Here is a 19382-nt window from a genome sequence, read left to right as displayed (position 1 = left end):
CGACGTGTCTCACCGGCTTGGGCCGTGGAGCGCGAATTATGACATTCGAAGCTGTCGTTCGCAAACCGGTCGCGAACGACAACTTTGGCTCTTACGCGATCGGGCTGTGAGAAACTAGTGAAAGAAGTTGTGGCTGGAGAGATCGCTCAGGTGTGCCGTCAGGTCGGTGTGATCGCCGAACTCGACGAAATTGCCCGGGTCGCCCCCGAACGCGTCATGCTGAAGTGCCGCGAGATGCTCGTTGGCGGGCGCCGAAGAGAAGTCGGTGAACGCGAGAGCATTTCCGGAATGGTCCACGCCACTGCCGGGCTGAAACACGAAGTGATCGCTGGCCGATCCTCCGACCGTCACGGAGGGCGACGGAGCCGCGGTTTGAGGAGCGGGGCTGGAATTGAAATTGAAGCTGTCCGCCTGCTGCTGTCCGCCTGCGGGAGCGGCGCCACTCGCGGTCGTCTTGGGCGGATCGATCACCATCGTGCCGCCGGTACCGTCGTTGGAGAGCGTGAATGTCGAAGCGGTATAGTTTCCCACCAGTGTAATTTTGGCGGTGTCATGCTGACTGTCACTGACGGTGAGGGTGCCACCGGCGGAATTGCCGCTATACGATTCAACCGTTCCGGCGCCGAACACGATATCCTTGAGATCGATCTGGTCTGAACTCGCCAAATTGCCGGTCCCGGTGAGACTGATGATCTCGCCGGTGAATGTCGTGGCGTGATCGAGGGTCAATTTTCCTGTTGTGCCACCAAATGTGATCGATACCGAGCTGGCAGCCGTGATCTCGAGCGTCGCACCGGAGTTGATGGTCGCGGCTGCGCCGATCACGCCGTCGCCATTGATATCCTGGTGGAAGCTCGTCTCCAGCGTTTCCAGCGCTGCGTTGCTGCCGGAGACGGAATTGAGCAGTTGGACGGTGTCATTGCCATTGGCGTCGGTGGCCCAGACCGTATACTCATCGGCTCCGGCGAGCTTCCAGGCCGCATCATATCCGGTTGAGGTTGCCTCAGCGCCGATCGGCGACCAGCCGGGAAACTCGCCGACCGTGATCGCCGACCCCTGGTACTTCAGCGTCGGTCCGGTGCCGCCGGCGACAGGATCGAGATCATAGACATTCGCGGACTGGACGAGACTCGTCGATCCGAACGACTCGATCGTCGTCGAGGGAATGCCGATCACACCATCGCCGTTGAGATCCTGATGGAAGGTCGTCTCCAGTGTTTCCAGCGCTGCGCTGCTGCCGGAGACGGAATTGAGCAATTGGACGGTGTCATTGCCATTGGCGTCGGTGGCCCAGACCGTATACTCATCGGCGCCGGCAAGCTTCCAGGCCACATCATATCCGGTTGAGGTTGCCTCAGCGCCGATCGGCGACCAGCCCCCGAACTCGCCGACCGTGATCGCTGATCCCTGGTATTTCAGCGTCGGTCCGGTGCCGCCGGCGACAGGATCGAGATCATAGACATTCGCGGACTGGACGAGACTCGTCGATCCCTGCGACTCGATCGTCGTCGAGGGAATGCCGATCACACCATCGCCATTGAGATCCTGATGGAAGGTCGTCTCCAGTGCTTCCAGCGCTGCGCTGCTGCCGGAGACGGAATTGAGCAATTGGACGGTATCGTTGCCGTTGGCGTCGGTGGCCCAGACCGTATACTCATCGGCGCCGGCGAGCTTCCAGGCCGCATCATACCCAGTTGACGTCGCTTCGGCGCCGATCGGCGACCAACCCGCGAACTCGCCGACCGTGATCGCCGATCCCTGGTACTTCAGCGTCGGTCCGGTGCCGCCGGCGACGGGATCGAGATCATAGACATTTCCAGCCTGGACCAGGCTGGTCGACCCAAGTGCTTCGATGACAGTCGGCACCGGATTGCCGACGAAGCCATGCTGCTGGAAGCTGGCATCGTCGTAATACCCGAAGATTTCGCCGTCGGAATTGACGCCCGTGATGTTGGTCTGGGTTGATCCGGGAACGTCGACCGTCGTGATGGTTCCGCCTTGGTCGGTGAAGCCGTGAACATGTGCTGATGCGTCGAGGTACCAACCGACGATTTCGCCGCTGTCGGTGATGGCGTTGATTTGAGTTTCGGTGGATCCGGCGATATCGAACTGCGTGACGACGCCGTTGCTGTCGATGAAGGCGTGCTGGTTGTTCGATAGGTCCTGGAAGTTTCCGACCACGGTGCCGTTGCCGCTGACGCCGACCACGCTGGTCGAGTATGCGTTGGGGGCGTTGATTGTCGTGGTGACGCTGCCGACCCTGGCAAAGCCGTGCGAGATATAGTTCGAGTCGCTATAGGTCCCGACGATCTCGCCCGCGGCGTTGATGGCGGCCACGGTCGTGGCGGCGGCCCCGGCAACTTGGACGACGGAATAGTTACCATTGTTGTCGATGAAGCCGGAAACTGCACTGGTGCCGGCAAAGTTTCCGTAAATCTCCCCTGATACGGTGATGCCGGTGACCGTCGTGCTGTTGGCGAGAAATATGTCGACGGTCGTGACGACGCCGTTGTTGTCGACGTAGCCATGCTCCTTGTTGAGGTAGGTGTAGTCGCCGAAGATTTCGCCGCCGGGCGTGACGCCGTTAACGTCTGTACTGGTGGAGCCGGGGGGATCGAAGGTGACCCCGTTGGGGGTTGCGGCGATAAAGCCGTGCCAATATGCGTCGTCGTCGCCGTCGACATAGCCGTAATAGCCGACGGCATCGCCGGCAGCATCGACGCCGGTCACGCCGATATAGGTATAAGTTCCCGCTGCGGCGGGGACATCGATCGACTCGAAGTTGAATGACGGCATTTCGCGGACCCGCATGTTGTGTGGTTTGCCTTGCGGCGGTCTGCTCGTCCGTCGCGGCGGGCCGTCGCCCCGGTTCGGATTCCGCGGATTAAATATCGGCCATGAAGATGGGCCTGCAGCGACCGGCATCGCGATCTGATGCAGCCAGCCGGCCGTGCGGTGTCGAAATAATGGGCTCCGAATTCGTCGCGCCCGCCGTCACCCGGCCTTTTCCGTTCCGATGCATTGCGGTAGAAGCACCGCCATCCGACCCCCTCCCTGTCAAAAGAGGTTCTCATGACTGCCATTATCGACATCATCGGCCGCGAAATCCTGGATAGCCGCGGCAATCCCACGGTCGAGGTCGATGTGGTGCTGGAGGATGGGTCGATCGGCCGTGCGGCGGTGCCGTCAGGCGCCTCGACCGGCGCGCATGAGGCGGTCGAACTGCGCGACGGCGACAAATCGCGCTATCTCGGCAAGGGCGTGCAGAAGGCGGTCGCGGCCGTCAACGGCGAGATATTCGAAGCGCTCAACGACTACTCCGTCGAGGACCAGGTCGCGATCGACCAGATCATGATCGATCTCGACGGCACACCGAACAAGAGCCGGCTCGGCGCCAACGCCATCCTCGGCGTCTCGCTGGCCTGCGCCAAGGCGGCCGCCGAATCGTTCGACATGCCGCTGTACCGTTACGTCGGCGGCACCTCGGCGCGGACGCTGCCGGTGCCGATGATGAACATCATCAATGGCGGCGTGCACGCCGACAATCCGATCGATTTCCAGGAATTCATGATCCTGCCGGTCGGCGCGACCAGCTTCGCCGAGGCGCTGCGCTGCGGCTCTGAAATCTTCCACACGCTGCGCGGCGAATTGAAGAAGGCCGGCCACAACACCAATGTCGGCGACGAGGGCGGTTTCGCGCCGAACCTGCCGTCGGCCGATGCTGCGCTCGAGTTCGTCATGACCGCGATCGGCAAGGCCGGCTACAAGGCGGGAGGCGACGTCATGCTCGGCCTCGACTGCGCGTCCACCGAATTCTTCAGGGAAGGCGCCTACGTCTATGGCGGTGAGAACAAGACGCGCTCGCGGTCAGAGCAGGTCAAGTACCTTGCCGATCTCGTCTCCCGCTATCCGATCGTCAGCATCGAGGACGGCATGTCCGAGGACGACATGGAGGGCTGGAAGGAGCTGACCGACGCGATCGGCAGCAAGTGCCAGCTGGTCGGCGACGATCTGTTCGTCACCAACGTCACCCGCCTTGCCGACGGCATCAAGAACGGCCGCGCCAATTCGATCCTGATCAAGGTCAACCAGATCGGCACGCTGACCGAAACGCTCGCAGCCGTCGAGCTCGCCCACAAATACGGCTACACCTCCGTGATGTCGCACCGCTCCGGCGAGACCGAAGATTCGACCATCGCCGACCTCGCCGTTGCCACCAATTGCGGGCAGATCAAGACCGGTTCGCTGTCGCGTTCCGACCGCACCGCCAAGTTCAACCAGCTGTTGCGCATCGAGCAGCAGCTCGGCGACCAGGCGAAGTATGCCGGCCGGTCGGCCTTGAAGGCGCTGGCGTAGGCCCTCAGAGATTCGGGCTCTGATTAAATCAGAGCCCGAATCTCTGGACTCTCGTTTTGACGCGTTTTCTTCACGCGAACCGACGTCCACTTCGCTCGAAAACGCTCTAGTTGGGGCTGGCGACGTAGAACGCGTCGCCGGCCGGGGGCGATAGCACGGGCTTCCAGCCGGTCAGCCTTTGCAACGCGTAGACATCGTAACGGAAGCCGCGCCACGTCAGGTCGGCTTCGCCGACGGTTTGCAGCACCGCGCCGGTGTTGTCCAAGAGCGCGCGCCGGCGATCGACCTTCGGGGCAACGTACAGCCCGACCGGGCCATCGAGGGCGGGGTCGCGAAATCCGATATAGCGGGTCCGTTCGTTGATCTGCGCGACCGGCACCTTGTCGTCCAGGTGCCATCGCAGCATCGAATACATCCGGTAGTCGGTGGTGACGAACCAGGTCGCGCCGGACGCGATGCGCTCGGCTTCGGCGGCGGCGACGACGCTGGCGAAGCCGGCTTCCTTGCCGATCGGATCGTCCTTTCCCAAATAATTGGCGGTTCCGACGACATAGTAGAGTCCGGCCGCGACGACGGTGGCCACGCCCGAGGCGATCGCGAAGATCATCACGTTCGGTGCTGACAGCGCCAGTCGCGAGCGGGACTCCGTGTGCCAGAGTTTCAGGTTGACCGTTGCGCAGATGAATCCAATCGGCCACGCGAACAACAGCCAGCTGTCGCCGACCCGGGCGTCGAGGCCATGCTCGAGGAAAAATCCGAACGGAACGATCATGGCTGTCGAGAGCAGGATCGGAACCGGGGCCCGTGTGCGATAGCCGCGGACGGCCATCATCACGGTTCCGATCAAGGTGATCGGCAGCAGCAAGATGCCGACCATCACGAATTGCAGACCGAGGAAATCGCCGAGGAAGCGCCCCGAAACGCCGTCCGCCTGCGGCGCGCGGTCGAGCTGGAACCGGAATGAAGCCCAGTCGTGGACCGCGTTCCAGTACAGCAGCGGCGAGATCACGATCAGGACGATAAGGGCAGAGGTCCAGAACCACGGGCTCGCGAGCTGTCGCCTGCGCCAGCTCGGGACGAGTGCAAAGGCGAGCACCGCCGGCAGCAGCAGGATGGCGGTGTATTTCGACATCAGCGCCAGGCCGCCGAACAGTCCGGCCGCCAGCCACCAGCGCAAATCGTTCGATTGCCACAGCCGCACCAGCGCCCAGATCATCGCAAGCTCGCAGGGGATCAGCGCGATATCTGGCGTGATCTTGGCCATCGTGAGCCCGTAGTCGAGCGAGGCCTCCGGCAGCAGCACGGCGAGGACGACGTAACGGCTGTCGTCCACCAGGCGGCGCACGATGTCGGCAGACAGCAGCTGCATGATCAGCATCGCGGCGAGGCCGCTGAATCGGACGCCGAAATTGGTGTCGCCGAACACGAATGTGGTGGCGCGAATACACCAGGCGATCAGCGGCGGGTGGTCGAGATAGGAGATCACGTTCTCCTTCGACCAGGTCCAATAATAGGCTTCGTCGACCCGCAGATCGACGATCGCAGCGAAGATCCCGCGCAGGACGGCGAGACCGCCGACAATCGCGATCAATGACACGAGGCGGGCCGCACGGGAATCCCGGCCGGGAAGCCCCAAGACAAGTGACGGCATGTGCAATTGTTGTTTCTAATGTCTGCGGGAATGCAGCTTTTCTTGAAACGGTCTTTTTTTGAAATCGCCGGATGGCTGGACATCATTGCCGAGCCGGCCCATATCGGCAAGGGCCTTGGGCGCTCCGGCAATCCCGCGGGCATGCAGTATGCACAGGGCAGTACAAGGGAAGTCGAGGGAGGACATGCGATGAGCGACGGCAAAAATGGGCTGCAGCTGCGATCGCTGCTCAAGAAGAGCGGCGAACTGGAGATATCGCTGGTCAACGTCCCGACGCCTGAGCCCGGCCCCGATGAGGTCGTGGTCCGCGTCGGAGGGGCGCCGATCAATCCGTCCGACCTCGGCTTGCTGATTGGTCCGGCCGACATGTCGACGGCGAAAGTCTCCGGTTCCAGGGAGTTACCGGTCATCACCGCCCGGGTTCCAGAGGCGGCGATGGGCGCCATGGCCGCGCGGCTCGATGAATCCATGCCCGTTGGCAATGAGGGCGCCGGCGTCGTGATCAGGACCGGGTCCTCGGAGGCCGCCAAGGCGCTGCTGGGCCGGACGGTCGCGATGATCGGCGGTGCGATGTATGCGCAATATCGCACGCTGCGGGTCAATGAATGCCTGCCACTGCCTGAAGGCACCACGGCGGCGGAGGGGGCGTCCTGCTTCGTCAACCCCCTGACCGCGCTCGGCATGACCGAGACGATGCGGCGCGAAGGTCACAAGGCGCTGGCGCATACGGCGGCGGCATCCAATCTTGGCCAGATGCTCAACAGGATCTGCCTCAAGGACGGCATTGGTCTCGTCAATATCGTGCGCAACAAGGAGCAGGCCGGGATCCTGCACCAGATCGGCGCCAAACATGTCGTCGATTCCAGCGCGCCCGGCTTCATGGATGATCTCACCAATGCGCTGGTCGAGACCGGTGCCACCATCGCCTTCGATGCGATCGGTGGCGGCAAGCTCGCGGGCCAGATACTGGTGGCGATGGAGACCGCCATCAACAAATCAGCCAAGGCCTACAGCCGCTACGGCTCGAACGTGCACAAGCAGGTCTATGTCTATGGCGGCCTCGACACGAGGGAGATCGAGTTGCCGCGCGGCTTCGGCATGGCCTGGGGCATCGGCGGCTGGCTGCTGTTTCCGTTCCTGATGAAGATCGGTCCGGAGGCGGGCAACAAGCTGCGCCAGCGCGTGGTGGCGGAGCTGAAGACCACCTTCGCCAGCCACTACACCAGGGTGGTGTCGCTGCAGGAGGCGTTGCGACCAGACAACATCGCGGTCTACGGCAAGCGCGCGACCGGCGAGAAATTCCTGATAGATCCGAACAAGGCAGGGTAAGGGCGAACATCCGCCGGTCTGAACCGGCGTCCGCTCTGGCAAGACGCTCCCGCCGCCGATGGCGGCGGGACACCACCATTGAGCCGGACCATTGAACCGGGCGGCGAGGGTGAGGCGGACCAATCACTCGCGATCAAAAACCAGGCTCCTGGAACGCTTGTGACGCGCCAATGCGTGGCCGATCAAGACATTCATCAGCTCGGATTGAGGCAATCCGCTGGCCTCCCACAGCCGTGGGTACATGCTGATATCAGTGAAGCCGGGAAGGGTGTTGGCCTCGTTCACGAACGCCTGCTCGCCGTGGACGAAGAAGTCGATGCGCGCCATCCCTTCGCAACCGAGCACGCGGAACGTCTTGATGGCCAGCTCCTTGATCTGATCGGCAAGGGCAGGCGGCACCTTGGCAGGCACCTGAAGCAGGGCGCCATCCGCATCAAGATACTTCGCGTCGTAAGAATAGAAGCCGTGCTTGTCGGACGGAACGATCTCTCCGAGCTGCGACGCGCGGATGCGCCCATCGCAGTCTTCGAGCACGGCGCACTCGACTTCGCTGATCGGCCCGACGCATCGCTCGATCAATATCTTGGTGTCGAAGCGAAACGCCAATCTGCAAGCTGTTTCGAACTCTTCAGCGGTTCGCGCCTTCGATACGCCAACCGATGAGCCCATATTGGCCGGCTTGACGAAGACCTCCGGCGATCCGACGGCGCTGACCGCATCGTCATAGGTGATTGGCGCCGCGGCCGACATTGCGACGTAGGGGACGAGAGGCAATCCCGCATCGCGCATCAGCCGCTTGGCGACGTCCTTGTCCATCGCGGCGGCCGATCCCATCACGCGCGAGCCGATATAGGCCACATCGGACAGTTCAAGCGCACCCTGGACCGTACCATCCTCGCCATTCGGGCCATGCAGCACCGGGAAGACGACATCAAACGCGGGCAATTCCCTGATGTCAGCAGCGCGGGTTTCCAGAACCAGTGCGCGGCCTTGGCCTCCCGGCAGCAGCGCCAGTTGCGGCCCATCGGCTGGAATGGTCAGCGCGCCGGCACCGGTGCCGACACCGTTCCCTGTGTCGGCAACCATCCAGCGGCCGTCCCGGGTGATGCCGATCAGCGTGGCGTCGTATTTGTCAGGGTCGAGGGAACGAAGCACGTTTGCCGCGGACGCCCTCGATACGTCATGCTCGGCAGAACGCCCGCCGAACAGGATTGCAACCCGTGTCTTGCGCTCCGTCATGGTCTTGCTTCCCGTGAGGTGCCCGCATGATGCAAGGAATCTGCGTGCAATATAGCGAAACGAACATGTCGACAATTGGCCTTAGACTTGAATTGGCCTTAGACTTGACGGGGCGCTCAGTCGTTCGTCCGGCTTGCCTTCTCTCGACATCGGGAGAACATTCCCGCCGCCGTGGCGACGGGAGTGCCGCCGGGCCAACGGGGAGGATTCCATGAGCTTAAGTCGCCGCGATCTCTTGGCCGGCGCCGCTGTTGCCGGTGCCGCCGCAACGCTTTCACCACTGATGTCGACCGCGGATGCCGCGGCGCCTACCGCAGGTGCCCAGGCGCCCGGCTTCTATCGCTACAAGGTCGGTGCTTACGAATGCACCTCGATCAATGACGGGGCCAACACGTTCCCGATGCCGGATGGCTTTGTGAAGAACCTGCCGAAGGAGCAGGCGCTTGCCGCCGCCGAAGCCGCCTACATGCCCAAGGGCATGGTCACGGTCCCGTTCAATCCGCAGCTCATCAACACCGGCAGCAAGCTGATCCTGATCGATACCGGCAACGGGGTTGCGAACCTCGAACCGAGCAAGGGCGCCGTCGGCCGCACGTTGCAGAACCTCGCCGCCGCCGGCGTCGATGCCAAGGCGATCGACATTGTGCTGCTGTCGCATCTGCATCCCGATCATACCAACGGCATCCGCGCGGCCGATGGCTCGATCGCGTTTCCCAATGCCGAGATCATGGTGCCGGCCAAGGATTGGGAGTTCTGGACCAGCGACGAGAACGCGGCCAAGGCCCAGTCGAACCCGATGATGAAGAACTACTTCGCCAATGTGAAGAAGACCTTTGCCGGCATCGAGACCAAGGTGACGCGCTATGACTGGGGCAAGGAAGTGGCACCCGGCATCACCTCGATCTCGACACCCGGGCACACGCCGGGACATTCGTCCTTTGCCGTCGCGTCAGGAAATTCCAAGGTGCTGATCCAGTCCGATGTCACCAATATTCCGGAGTTCTTCCTGCGCAATCCGGACTGGCATGTCCTGTTCGACGTCGATCCGGCGGTGGCACAAGAGACGCGCCACAAATTCTACGACATGGCGGCCGCAGAGAAGGCGACCGTGGTCGGCTTCCACTTCACCTTCCCCTCGATCGGCCATGTCGAGAAGGACGGCTCGAAGTATCGTCTGATCCCGTCGGCCTGGAATCCGACGATTTGACGCGCGGGTCGATCGGGCCGCCCGGCAGCCCGATCGAGCGGTCAAGGGAATATCCGCGAACGCTGGGTTTCCGGAACTGGACGGTCCATGCACTTGCATCTTTATCGGTGCACCGGTAGGTGAGGGCAGCCAGTTTAGCTTCACCAGCAAACCCCGCGAGGAAAATTGCTATGGCCTATAACATCGTCACCATTGTCGGCAGCCTCCGCAAGGAGAGCTTCTCGCTCAAGATCGCCAATGCGCTGGCCAAGCTTGCGCCGGCGTCGCTGAAGCTCGACGTCACGACGCTCAACGGGATTTCCTTCTTCAACCAGGATCTCGAGGCGGCCCCGCCGGCGGACTGGCTGGCGTTCCGCGAGAAGCTGCAGAAGTCGAATGGCGTGCTGTTCGTGACCCCCGAATACAACCGCTCGATCCCGGGCGTGCTGAAGAACGCCATCGACGTTGGCTCGCGGCCTTATGGCAAGAGCTCGTTCCTCGGAAAGCCGACCGGCATTATCTCCAACTCGCCGGGCCCGCTCGGCGGCGTCAGCGCCGCAAAACACCTGCAGAACATCCTGCCGGGCATCTCTGGCCCGATCCTTGGCCAACCGGAAACCTACCTCAACGGCTGCGGCGACGGCTTCGACGACAAGGGCGAGTTGACCAAGGAGTCGCTCAAGGCCGTGTTGGTGCAGTATCTCGACGCCTTCGCCGCCTTTATCGAAAAGCAGAACCGCTAAATCAATTTTAGCTTTCCATTAACTCCATGGCCGCATGCTCGCGGCCATGGTTTCCCGCACCCGTCTCAAATCGATCCTGACCGGGCTCGCCCTCTATACGATGGCGGCGATGATGGTCGGCTATTTCGGCGTCAATGCCTATACCGGCAAATACGGCCTCAACGCGCGACAGGAGCTCGATCAGGAGATCATCGCGCTGACCTCGGAATTGGCACGGCTGAAGCAGGAGCGGGCCGAGGGCGAACAGCGGGTGTCGTTGTTGCGCTCGGATCGCGTCGATCCTGATATGCTGGATGAGCGCGCACGCTTCCAGCTCGACTACGTCAATCCGCGGGACCTGGTTCGGATCAACAAGGCGAACTGACGCGTTCTCAAATTTCAAAATTTGTCGCGTGTCATCACAATAATGTCGCGCCGCGTTGCAGTGCGGCATAGCAATATTCCATTCAGCGAACGCAATCCTTCCAAGGTGATTTGAGTTGGGTTAGAGAGGGTTCTCCGACTTCTCTCACCCGGAATTGCCATGGCCGCACCCAAGAAAAGCGTCGCAAAAGAATCAGGGCAGGAGAAGGCTGGCTCCCCGCCGGAATTCACCAGGGAACAGGAGTTCAAGGCGCTGCGCGACATGCTCCTGATCCGGCGCTTCGAGGAGAAGGCCGGCCAGCTCTACGGCATGGGTGCGATCGGCGGCTTCTGCCATCTTTATATCGGCCAGGAGGCGGTCGTCGTCGGCATGCAGATGGCCTTGAAGCCGGGCGATGAGGTCATAACCGGATACCGGGACCACGGCCACATGCTGGCCTGTGACATGGACCCCAAGGGCGTGATGGCCGAGCTCACCGGACGCCGCGGCGGCTACTCCAGGGGCAAGGGCGGCTCCATGCATATGTTCAGCAAGGAGAAGAACTTCTTCGGCGGCCACGGCATCGTCGGCGCCCAGGTGTCGCTCGGGACCGGCCTTGCTTTTGCCAACCGCTATCGTGGCAACGACGCCGTGAGCGTGACCTATTTCGGCGATGGCGCGGCCAACCAGGGCCAGGTCTATGAGAGCTTCAACATGGCGGAGTTGTGGAAGCTGCCGGTGATCTACGTCATCGAGAACAACCGTTACGCTATGGGCACCTCGGTATCGCGCGCCTCCGCCCAGCAGGATTTTTCCAAGCGCGGCGCCTCCTTCAACATCCCCGGCATGCAGGTCGATGGCATGGACGTCCGCGCCGTGAAGGCCGCCGGCGACGAGGCTGCGGCCTGGTGCCGCGCTGGCAAGGGGCCGATGATCCTGGAGATGCAGACCTATCGCTACCGCGGTCATTCGATGTCCGACCCGGCGAAGTACCGCACCCGCGAGGAGGTCGAGAAGGTCCGCCACGACCAGGATCCGATCGAGCAGGTCCGCAACCGTCTGCTGGAGCAGAAGGTGACCGAGCAGGAGCTGAAGGCGATCGACGCCGAAGTGCGCGAGATCGTCAACGCCGCGGCCGACTTCGCCCAGCACGATCCGGAGCCCGATCCGTCCGAGCTCTACACCGACATCTACCGCTGACCTCACCCCGCGCAGAAGAAATTTCAAGACCGATTTTCGGGAGCTGATATGCCCATTCAAGTGCTGATGCCTGCGCTGTCACCCACCATGGAGAAGGGCAACCTTTCCAAGTGGCTGAAAAAGGAAGGCGAGACCATCAAGTCCGGCGATGTAATCGCCGAGATCGAGACCGACAAGGCGACGATGGAGGTCGAGGCGACCGATGAGGGCACGCTCGGCAAGATACTGGTTCCGGAAGGCACCGCCGATGTCGCGGTGAATACCCCGATCGCGACCATCCTGGCCGACGGCGAAAGCGCCGCCGATCTCGACAAGGCGCCGGCCGCGCCGGCCAAAGCCGAAGCCGCTCCCGCCAAGGCCGAAGCACCGGCGCCCAAGCCCGAAGCCAAGTCCGACGCGCACGCGCCGGCTGCGCCCGCCGCGGTTGCCCCGCCGGATCCCGAAATCCCTGCGGGCACCGAGATGGTCACCCAGACTATCCGCGAAGCCTTGCGCGACGCGATGGCCGAGGAAATGCGGCGCGACCCCGACGTCTTCATCATGGGCGAGGAAGTCGCGGAATATCAGGGCGCCTACAAGATCACGCAGGGCCTGCTGCAGGAATTCGGCGAACGGCGGGTGATCGACACCCCGATCACCGAGCACGGCTTTGCCGGCATCGGCGTCGGCGCAGCGATGACGGGCCTGAAGCCGATCGTCGAGTTCATGACTTTCAACTTCGCCATGCAGGCGATCGACCAGATCATCAACTCCGCCGCCAAGACGCTGTACATGTCCGGTGGTCAGATGGGCTGCTCGATCGTGTTCCGCGGCCCCAACGGCGCCGCGGCGCGCGTCGGCGCCCAGCACAGCCAGGATTACGCCGCCTGGTATTCCCAGGTGCCGGGGCTGAAGGTGGTCGCGCCGTATTCGGCCGCCGACTACAAGGGGCTGCTGAAAGCCGCGATCCGCGATCCCAATCCGGTGATCTTCCTCGAGAACGAGATGCTGTACGGCCACACCGGTGAGGTGCCGAAGCTCGACGATTTCGTGGTGCCGATCGGCAAGGCGCGTGTGGCGCGATCCGGCAAGGACGTCACCATCATCTCGTGGTCGATGGGCATGTCCTATGCGCTGAAGGCCGCCGACGAGCTCGCCAAGGAAGGCATCGAGGCCGAGGTCATCGATCTCCGCACCATCCGCCCGATGGACACCGAGACCATCATCGCATCGGTCAAGAAGACCGGCCGTGCGGTGACGGTGGAGGAGGGCTGGCAGCAGAGCGGCGTCGGCGCCGAGGTCGCGTCGCGGATCATGGAGCACGCCTTCGATTATCTGGATGCACCGGTGGCGCGCGTGTCGGGCAAGGACGTCCCGATGCCCTACGCCGCCAATCTGGAAAAGCTCGCTTTGCCGTCCGTCGCCGAGGTGGTCGCTGCCGCCAAGGCCGTTTCCTATCGGTAACGTCATGGCCGGTCCCAAGGAGCAGCCGCTGCCGCCCGACGTGATGGCCCGCGATGACGCCATCGAGGTGCTGCGCGCCTTCGTCGTCGATGGCGGGTTGTCGATCGCGTTCCAGCGCGCTTTCGAGGAGCCGGACATGTGGGGGCTGCTGCTCGTCGACATCGCCCGCCACGCTGCACGTGCTTATTCGCGCGAGAGTGAATACACCGAGGACGAGGCGCTTGCGCGCATCGTCGAGATGTTTGAAGCCGAAATCGCCCGGCCGACCGACACGGGCAAAACCATGCCGCGGTCGCAACAAGGTCACTGACATGCCGATCAACATTCTCATGCCCGCGCTGTCGCCCACGATGGAGAAGGGCAACCTCGCCAAGTGGCTCAAGAAAGAGGGCGACAAGGTCAAGTCCGGCGACGTGATCGCCGAGATCGAGACCGACAAGGCGACGATGGAAGTCGAAGCCGTCGATGAAGGCACGATCGCAAAGATCCTGGTGCCTGAGGGCACCCAGGACGTGCCGGTCAACGACATCATCGCTGTCCTCGCCGGCGACGGCGAGGATGTGAAGGCGGCGAGCGCTGGAGCAGGCGCGGGTGCTGCGGCGGCGCCAAAGCCAGCCGAGGCACCGAAGCCCGCCGCTGCCGCGCCAGCGGCAGCTCCCGTAGCTGCGGCTGCGCCTGTGCCCAAACCGGCCACCGCGTCGGCGCCGCAGGCTGCCGCGGCTCCGGCCGCGCAGGCCAACGGCCACGCCCGTATCTTCTCGTCGCCGCTGGCGCGCCGTCTCGCCAAGGAAGCTGGCATCGACCTCGCCCGCATCACCGGCACCGGCCCGCACGGCCGCGTCATCGCGCACGACGTCGCGGAGGCCAAGTCCGGCAAGGGCCTGAAGGCGCCGGCGGCAGCACCCGCCGCAGCCGGGCCGAGCGTCGCACCGTCGCTGTCGGACAAGCAGATTTTGGCGCTGTTCGAGCCGGGCAGTTACGAGGTCGTGCCGCATGACGGCATGCGCCGCACCATCGCACAGCGCCTGACGGCGTCGGTGCAGACCATTCCGCACTTCTACCTGACCATCGACTGCGACATCGGCAAGCTGCTCGCCGCGCGCGAGGAGATCAACGCATCGGCGCCAAAGGACAAGGAAAAGAAGCCGCTCTACAAGATCTCGGTCAACGACTTCGTCATCAAGGCGATGGCGGTCGCGCTGCAGAGGATTCCGAACTGCAACGTCAGCTGGACCGAGGGCGGCATGCTCAAGCACAAGCATTCCGACGTCGGCGTCGCGGTGGCGATGCCGGGCGGCCTGATCACGCCGATCATCCGCAAGGCCGAGACCAAGACGCTGTCCACCATCTCCAGCGAGATGAAGGATTTTGCCGCCCGCGCGCGTGCCCGCAAGCTGAAGCCCGAGGAGTATCAGGGCGGCACCACGGCGGTGTCCAACCTCGGCATGTACGGCATCAACCACTTCACCGCCGTGATCAACCCGCCGCATGCCTCGATCCTCGCGGTCGGCACCTCGGAGGAGCGCCCGGTGGTGCGCGGCGGCAAGATCGAGATCGCGCAGATGATGAGCGTGACGTTGTCGTGCGATCACCGCGCGATCGACGGCGCGCTTGGCGCCGAGCTGATCGGGGCGTTCAAGCAGCTGATCGAGAATCCCGTGATGATGATGGTGTGATGAGCAGTGGCCATGTACGCGATCTCGGGTCCGTACATCCTGCTCGTTGCCGTCGTCATCGCCTCGTTGTTTGCCTTCAATCGTGACCTCGTATCCACGACCCAGTGCAGGATCATGATCATCGGCGCCGGCGCGCTGGCGCTGGTTTGGACTGCGATCCTGGGCGGAATTTGGCTGGAGTATAGATAATGGCCGACACATCCTTCGACGTCATCATCGTTGGCTCCGGGCCCGGCGGCTATGTCACCGCGATCCGCGCCGCCCAGCTCGGCTTCAAGACCGCGATCGTCGAGAAATCCTATCTCGGCGGCATCTGCCTGAACTGGGGCTGCATCCCGACCAAGGCGCTCTTACGCTCGGCGGAAATCTACCACTACATGCAGCACGCCAAGGATTACGGGCTGTCGGCGGACAACGTCTCGTTCGATCCGAAAGCCGTGGTGCAGCGCTCGCGCGGGGTCTCGAAGCGCCTCAATGACGGCGTCGGCTTCCTGATGAAAAAGAACAAGGTCTCGATCATCTGGGGGGCGGCCTCGATCGATGCGCCCGGCAAGATCACCGTGACGAAGTCTGACGTCGAGGGCCCCAAGGGTACGCTCGGCGAGGGAGCCTATCAGGCAAAACACATCATCGTCGCGACCGGCGCGCGACCGCGCGTGCTGCCGGGGCTCGAACCCGACAAGAAGCTGGTCTGGACCTACTTCGAGGCGATGGTGCCGGAGCGGATGCCGAAATCGCTGCTGGTGGTCGGCTCCGGCGCGATCGGCATCGAATTCGCGTCGTTCTTCCACACCATGGGTGCCGACGTCACCGTGGTCGAGGTGCTGCCGCAGATCCTGCCTGTCGAAGACGCGGAGATCGCAGGGCTCGCGCGAAAACGTTTCGAGAAGATGGGCATCAAGATTCGCTCGTCGACCAAGGTGACGAAGCTCGAGAAGAAAGCCGACAGCGTGGTTGCGACCATCGACGACGGCAAGGGCAAGCCGGAGAGCGTCGAGTTCGATCGCGTGATCTCGGCGGTCGGCGTGGTCGGCAATATCGAGAATCTCGGGCTGGAGAAGCTCGGCGTCAAGACCGACCGCGGCTGCATCGTGATCGACGGCTACGGCAAGACCAACGTCCCCGGCATCTACGCGATCGGCGACGTCGCCGGCCCCCCGATGCTGGCGCACAAGGCCGAGCATGAGGGCGTGATCTGCATCGAGGCGATCAAGGGCCTGCATCCGCATGCGATGGACAAGAACCTGATTCCCGGCTGCACCTATTGCAACCCGCAAGTTGCCTCCGTCGGCCTCACCGAGGCCAAGGCCAAAGAAGGCGGCCGCGAGGTCCGCGTCGGCCGTTTCCCGTTCGTCGGCAACGGCAAGGCGATTGCGCTCGGCGAGGACCAGGGCCTGGTCAAGGTGATCTTCGACAAGAAGACCGGGCAATTGCTCGGCGCGCACATGATCGGCGCCGAGGTCACCGAACTGATCCAGGGCTACGTCGTCGCGATGAACCTGGAGACCACGGAAGAGGAATTGATGCACACCGTATTCCCGCATCCGACACTGTCGGAGATGATGAAGGAAGCGGTGCTCGATGCGTATGGGCGGGTGTTGAATATCTGACTGGCGGTGCCTGGAAAGCCGCGCATAGCAGTCCCGTCATCCTGAGGCGCGAGCGGAGCGAGCCTCGAAGGATGCACGGTCCGGATCGAGTAGCGGGGCCTGTCGCCCTTCGAGACGCGCGTGCCGCGCTCCTCAGGGTGACGGGTTTGATATTGGTGAATCCAAGAAAAAGAAAGAGCGCACCTCGTGAAAGACAACGACAACCTCACCCTCGAACGCCCGACCTTCGTGACCCATCTCGAATGCGCAATGGAGGGCGATCATTATCCGGCCGACCAGGTGCACAACCTCTCCAAGGCCGGCAAGCCGCTGCTGGTGCGTTACGATCTCGCAGGCGTTAAGAAGGCGCTGACCAAGGAGGCGCTGGCGCAGCGACCGGCCGACATGTGGCGCTACCGCGAGCTGTTGCCGGTGCGCAAATGCAGGGACATCGTCAGCCTCGGCGAGGTCACGACGCCGCTGATCCAGCTGCCGAAGCTCTCGCACAAACTCGGCGGCGGCGAGATCATCGTGAAGGATGAAGGGCGGCTGCCGACCGGCTCGTTCAAGGCACGCGGCCTCGTCATGGCGGTGTCGATGGGCAAGGCGCTCGGCATCAAGCACATGGCGATGCCGACCAACGGCAATGCCGGCGCGGCGCTGGCGGCCTACGCCACCTCCTGCGGTATCAAGACCACGATCTTCTGCCCGGCCGATACGCCGGAGGTGAACGTCAGCGAGATCGAGCTGCAGGGCGCGACCGTCTACCGCGTCAACGGCTATATCGATGACTGCGGCAAGATCGTCGGCGAAGGGAAAGCAAAAGTCGGCTGGTTCGATACCTCGACGCTGAAGGAGCCGTACCGGATCGAAGGCAAGAAGACGATGGGCCTCGAACTTGCCGAACAGCTCGGCTGGGAGGTGCCCGACGTGATCTTCTATCCGACCGGCGGCGGCACCGGCCTGATCGGCATGTGGAAGGCGTTCGACGAGCTCGAGACAATCGGCTTCATCGGCTCAAAACGCCCACGCATGGTCGCGGTGCAGGCGTCCGGCTGCGCGCCGATGGTGCGGGCCTATGACGCCGGCACCGAGCACGCGACGCGCTGGGAAGACGCCCACACCATTGCGTCCGGCATTCGCGTGCCGCAGGCGATCGGCGACTTCTTGATCCTGCGCGCGGTGCGCGCGAGCAAGGGATTTGCCATTGCTGTCGACGACGACAAGATATCGGCTGCGCTCAACGAGGTCGCGCGCGAGGAGGGCCTGTTGCTGTGCCCCGAAGGTGCGGCGACCTATGCCGCCTACAAGCAAAGCCTCGCCGACGGCCGCGTCACCAAGAACGAGCGCGTGATGCTGTTCAACTGCGCCAGCGGGCTGAAATACCCGTTGCCGCCGGTGACGCGCGCGCTGGATCGTCACAAGCCGATCGACTATTCGCAATTCTAGATCGTCATTGCGAGCGAAGCGAAGCAATCCATCGCGCCGCATCCGCGGAAGCATGGATTGCTTCGTCGCTTCGCTCCTCGCAATGACGAGGGTGAGATCGTTTCGGGAGGACGTGATGCGGAAGCTGTTTCTCGCCGTGCTGGCGATGCTCGCCTTCACCGGCATCGCGTTGGCCGAAACCTACCCCTCGCATCCCATCACCATCATCGTGCCGTTCTCCGCCGGCGGGCCGTCGGATGCGATGATGCGGGTTCTCGGCGAGCGCATGAAGCAGTCGCTCGGCGAGGTGCTGCTGATCGAGAATGTCACGGGCGCCGGCGGCTCGCTCGGCGTCGGCCGCGCGGTGCGCGCGGCGCCTGATGGCTACACCATCTCGTTCGGTCATCTCGGCACCCATGTCGCCAACGGCGCGATTTACAAGCTCGGCTACGATTTGGTCGACGATCTCGAGCCGGTGGTGCTGCTGCCGAGCAATCCGATGATCATCGTCAGCAAGAACGCCGTGCCGGCGAAATCGCTGAAGGAGCTTTTGGACTGGTTGAAGTCGCGCCCGTCGCCGCCGACCGCGGGCACCGCCGGTGCCGGATCGGGCAGCCACATTGCCGGGCTCTATTTCGAGAGCGTCTCCGGCATCAAGCTGCAATACGTGCCGTATCGCGGCACTGGTCCCGCGCTGAACGATCTCGTCGCGGGCCAGATCGACATCATCGTCGACCAGACTTCGAACTCGATCAACCAGGTCCGCGGCGGCAACATCCGCGCCTATGCGGTCACCGATTCCAAACGTGTCGAGAACGCCCCTGAGATCCCGACCGTTGACGAAGCCGGCCTGCCGGGCTTCCACATGACGCTCTGGTCGGGCCTCTGGGTGCCGAAGGGCACGCCGAAGGAGATCGTGGCCAAGCTCAACGCGGCGGCGGTCGCGGCGCTGAACGATCCGGCCGTGATCAAGCAGCTCGAAAATTTGGGCTTGCAGATGCCGCCGAAGGACCAGCTCACGCCGGAAGCGCTCGGGGTCTGGCAGAAGGCCGAGATCGCAAAGTGGTGGCCGATGATCAAGGCCGCGAACGTGAAGGTGGATTGATTGGCGTCGTCCCGGCGAAGGCCGGGACCCATATGCCGCGGCCGTCGTAAAGGGCACGCGGCCCACGACTTTCTACCAACAACCATCGGTGGTT

The 19382-nt window shown here is 63.2% G+C and carries 16 protein-coding genes; 13 read left to right on the top strand and 3 right to left on the bottom strand.

The window, feature by feature from the left end; translation table 11 throughout:
* Positions 1 to 114: 114 nt before the first annotated feature.
* Positions 115 to 2796, bottom strand: a complete 2682-nt coding sequence (locus UP09_RS36505; protein ID WP_197082777.1) for a hypothetical protein — start codon at positions 2794 to 2796, stop codon at positions 115 to 117.
* 276 nt (positions 2797 to 3072) lie between these two features.
* Here UP09_RS36505 and eno point away from each other — a divergent pair, with 276 nt between their 5' ends.
* The gene (gene eno / locus UP09_RS32060; protein ID WP_044542312.1) at positions 3073 to 4356 is read left to right on the top strand and encodes a phosphopyruvate hydratase; all 1284 of its coding nucleotides are present in this window, start codon (positions 3073 to 3075) and stop codon (positions 4354 to 4356) included.
* 106 nt (positions 4357 to 4462) lie between these two features.
* Here the strand turns inward: eno and UP09_RS32055 are convergent, their stop codons facing one another.
* Positions 4463 to 6007, bottom strand: a complete 1545-nt coding sequence (locus tag UP09_RS32055; protein WP_044542311.1) for a glycosyltransferase family 39 protein — start codon at positions 6005 to 6007, stop codon at positions 4463 to 4465.
* 189 nt (positions 6008 to 6196) lie between these two features.
* Between UP09_RS32055 and UP09_RS32050 the strand changes: the two genes are divergently transcribed.
* A complete protein-coding gene (locus UP09_RS32050; protein WP_044542707.1) occupies positions 6197 to 7336 on the top strand; it encodes a zinc-binding dehydrogenase in 1140 nt (379 codons plus the stop codon).
* A 123-nt stretch (positions 7337 to 7459) separates the two neighbouring features.
* Here UP09_RS32050 and UP09_RS32045 read toward each other — a convergent pair whose 3' ends face one another.
* A complete protein-coding gene (locus UP09_RS32045; protein ID WP_044542310.1) occupies positions 7460 to 8575 on the bottom strand; it encodes a D-alanine--D-alanine ligase family protein in 1116 nt (371 codons plus the stop codon).
* A 211-nt stretch (positions 8576 to 8786) separates the two neighbouring features.
* Between UP09_RS32045 and UP09_RS32040 the strand changes: the two genes are divergently transcribed.
* The 11 genes from UP09_RS32040 (at position 8787) to UP09_RS31995 (ending at position 19288) form a co-directional block, all read left to right on the top strand.
* Entirely contained in the window at positions 8787 to 9782 is a 996-nt protein-coding gene (locus UP09_RS32040; protein WP_044542309.1) for an MBL fold metallo-hydrolase, read from the top strand.
* Positions 9783 to 9952: 170 nt separating this feature from the next.
* Positions 9953 to 10504, top strand: coding sequence for an NADPH-dependent FMN reductase (locus UP09_RS32035; RefSeq protein WP_044542308.1), 552 nt, complete (start codon positions 9953 to 9955; stop codon positions 10502 to 10504).
* 46 nt (positions 10505 to 10550) lie between these two features.
* The gene (locus UP09_RS32030) at positions 10551 to 10868 is read left to right on the top strand and encodes an FtsB family cell division protein (protein ID WP_044542706.1); all 318 of its coding nucleotides are present in this window, start codon (positions 10551 to 10553) and stop codon (positions 10866 to 10868) included.
* Positions 10869 to 11027: 159 nt separating this feature from the next.
* Positions 11028 to 12047, top strand: a complete 1020-nt coding sequence (gene pdhA, locus UP09_RS32025) for a pyruvate dehydrogenase (acetyl-transferring) E1 component subunit alpha (protein WP_044542307.1) — start codon at positions 11028 to 11030, stop codon at positions 12045 to 12047.
* Positions 12048 to 12095: 48 nt separating this feature from the next.
* Positions 12096 to 13490 carry a pyruvate dehydrogenase complex E1 component subunit beta gene (locus tag UP09_RS32020; RefSeq protein WP_044542306.1) on the top strand — a complete coding sequence of 465 codons (1395 nt, stop codon included), beginning with the start codon at positions 12096 to 12098 and terminating at the stop codon, positions 13488 to 13490.
* Positions 13491 to 13494: 4 nt separating this feature from the next.
* Positions 13495 to 13800 carry a DUF5076 domain-containing protein gene (locus UP09_RS32015; RefSeq protein ID WP_044542305.1) on the top strand — a complete coding sequence of 102 codons (306 nt, stop codon included), beginning with the start codon at positions 13495 to 13497 and terminating at the stop codon, positions 13798 to 13800.
* Between the two features lies 1 nt (position 13801).
* The gene (locus UP09_RS32010; protein ID WP_044542304.1) at positions 13802 to 15166 is read left to right on the top strand and encodes a pyruvate dehydrogenase complex dihydrolipoamide acetyltransferase; all 1365 of its coding nucleotides are present in this window, start codon (positions 13802 to 13804) and stop codon (positions 15164 to 15166) included.
* Positions 15167 to 15178: 12 nt separating this feature from the next.
* The gene (locus tag UP09_RS38280; protein WP_197082776.1) at positions 15179 to 15355 is read left to right on the top strand and encodes a hypothetical protein; all 177 of its coding nucleotides are present in this window, start codon (positions 15179 to 15181) and stop codon (positions 15353 to 15355) included.
* On the top strand, positions 15355 to 16776 hold the full coding sequence (gene lpdA, locus UP09_RS32005) for a dihydrolipoyl dehydrogenase (RefSeq protein WP_044542303.1): 1422 nt from the start codon (positions 15355 to 15357) through the stop codon (positions 16774 to 16776). Before UP09_RS38280 ends, lpdA begins: the two co-directional genes overlap by 1 nt.
* A 186-nt stretch (positions 16777 to 16962) precedes the next feature.
* A complete protein-coding gene (locus tag UP09_RS32000; protein ID WP_044542302.1) occupies positions 16963 to 18204 on the top strand; it encodes a threonine synthase in 1242 nt (413 codons plus the stop codon).
* Between the two features lie 115 nt (positions 18205 to 18319).
* Positions 18320 to 19288 (top strand): tripartite tricarboxylate transporter substrate binding protein BugD, encoded by a 969-nt coding sequence (locus tag UP09_RS31995; RefSeq protein ID WP_044542301.1) that lies wholly within the window; start codon positions 18320 to 18322, stop codon positions 19286 to 19288.
* Positions 19289 to 19382 lie beyond the last annotated feature (94 nt).

The sequence above is a fragment of the Bradyrhizobium sp. LTSP885 genome (assembly GCF_000938305.1).
Lineage (GTDB): Bacteria > Pseudomonadota > Alphaproteobacteria > Rhizobiales > Xanthobacteraceae > Bradyrhizobium.
This window is presented reverse-complemented; position numbering and strand designations above follow the sequence as displayed.

What these genes read in the sequence shown, in the direction of transcription:
- UP09_RS32055 (WP_044542311.1), bottom strand. Translation starts at nt 6,007, where the DNA reads ATGCCGTCACTTGTCTTGGGGCTTCCCGGCCGGGATTCCCGTGCGGCC.
- UP09_RS31995 (WP_044542301.1), top strand. Translation starts at nt 18,320, where the DNA reads ATGCGGAAGCTGTTTCTCGCCGTGCTGGCGATGCTCGCCTTCACCGGC.
- UP09_RS38280 (WP_197082776.1), top strand. Translation starts at nt 15,179, where the DNA reads ATGTACGCGATCTCGGGTCCGTACATCCTGCTCGTTGCCGTCGTCATC.
- lpdA (WP_044542303.1), top strand. Translation starts at nt 15,355, where the DNA reads ATGGCCGACACATCCTTCGACGTCATCATCGTTGGCTCCGGGCCCGGC.
- UP09_RS32050 (WP_044542707.1), top strand. Translation starts at nt 6,197, where the DNA reads ATGAGCGACGGCAAAAATGGGCTGCAGCTGCGATCGCTGCTCAAGAAG.
- UP09_RS32020 (WP_044542306.1), top strand. Translation starts at nt 12,096, where the DNA reads ATGCCCATTCAAGTGCTGATGCCTGCGCTGTCACCCACCATGGAGAAG.
- UP09_RS32045 (WP_044542310.1), bottom strand. Translation starts at nt 8,575, where the DNA reads ATGACGGAGCGCAAGACACGGGTTGCAATCCTGTTCGGCGGGCGTTCT.
- UP09_RS32040 (WP_044542309.1), top strand. Translation starts at nt 8,787, where the DNA reads ATGAGCTTAAGTCGCCGCGATCTCTTGGCCGGCGCCGCTGTTGCCGGT.
- pdhA (WP_044542307.1), top strand. Translation starts at nt 11,028, where the DNA reads ATGGCCGCACCCAAGAAAAGCGTCGCAAAAGAATCAGGGCAGGAGAAG.
- UP09_RS32030 (WP_044542706.1), top strand. Translation starts at nt 10,551, where the DNA reads ATGGTTTCCCGCACCCGTCTCAAATCGATCCTGACCGGGCTCGCCCTC.
- UP09_RS36505 (WP_197082777.1), bottom strand. Translation starts at nt 2,796, where the DNA reads ATGCCGTCATTCAACTTCGAGTCGATCGATGTCCCCGCCGCAGCGGGA.
- UP09_RS32035 (WP_044542308.1), top strand. Translation starts at nt 9,953, where the DNA reads ATGGCCTATAACATCGTCACCATTGTCGGCAGCCTCCGCAAGGAGAGC.
- UP09_RS32010 (WP_044542304.1), top strand. Translation starts at nt 13,802, where the DNA reads ATGCCGATCAACATTCTCATGCCCGCGCTGTCGCCCACGATGGAGAAG.
- UP09_RS32015 (WP_044542305.1), top strand. Translation starts at nt 13,495, where the DNA reads ATGGCCGGTCCCAAGGAGCAGCCGCTGCCGCCCGACGTGATGGCCCGC.
- eno (WP_044542312.1), top strand. Translation starts at nt 3,073, where the DNA reads ATGACTGCCATTATCGACATCATCGGCCGCGAAATCCTGGATAGCCGC.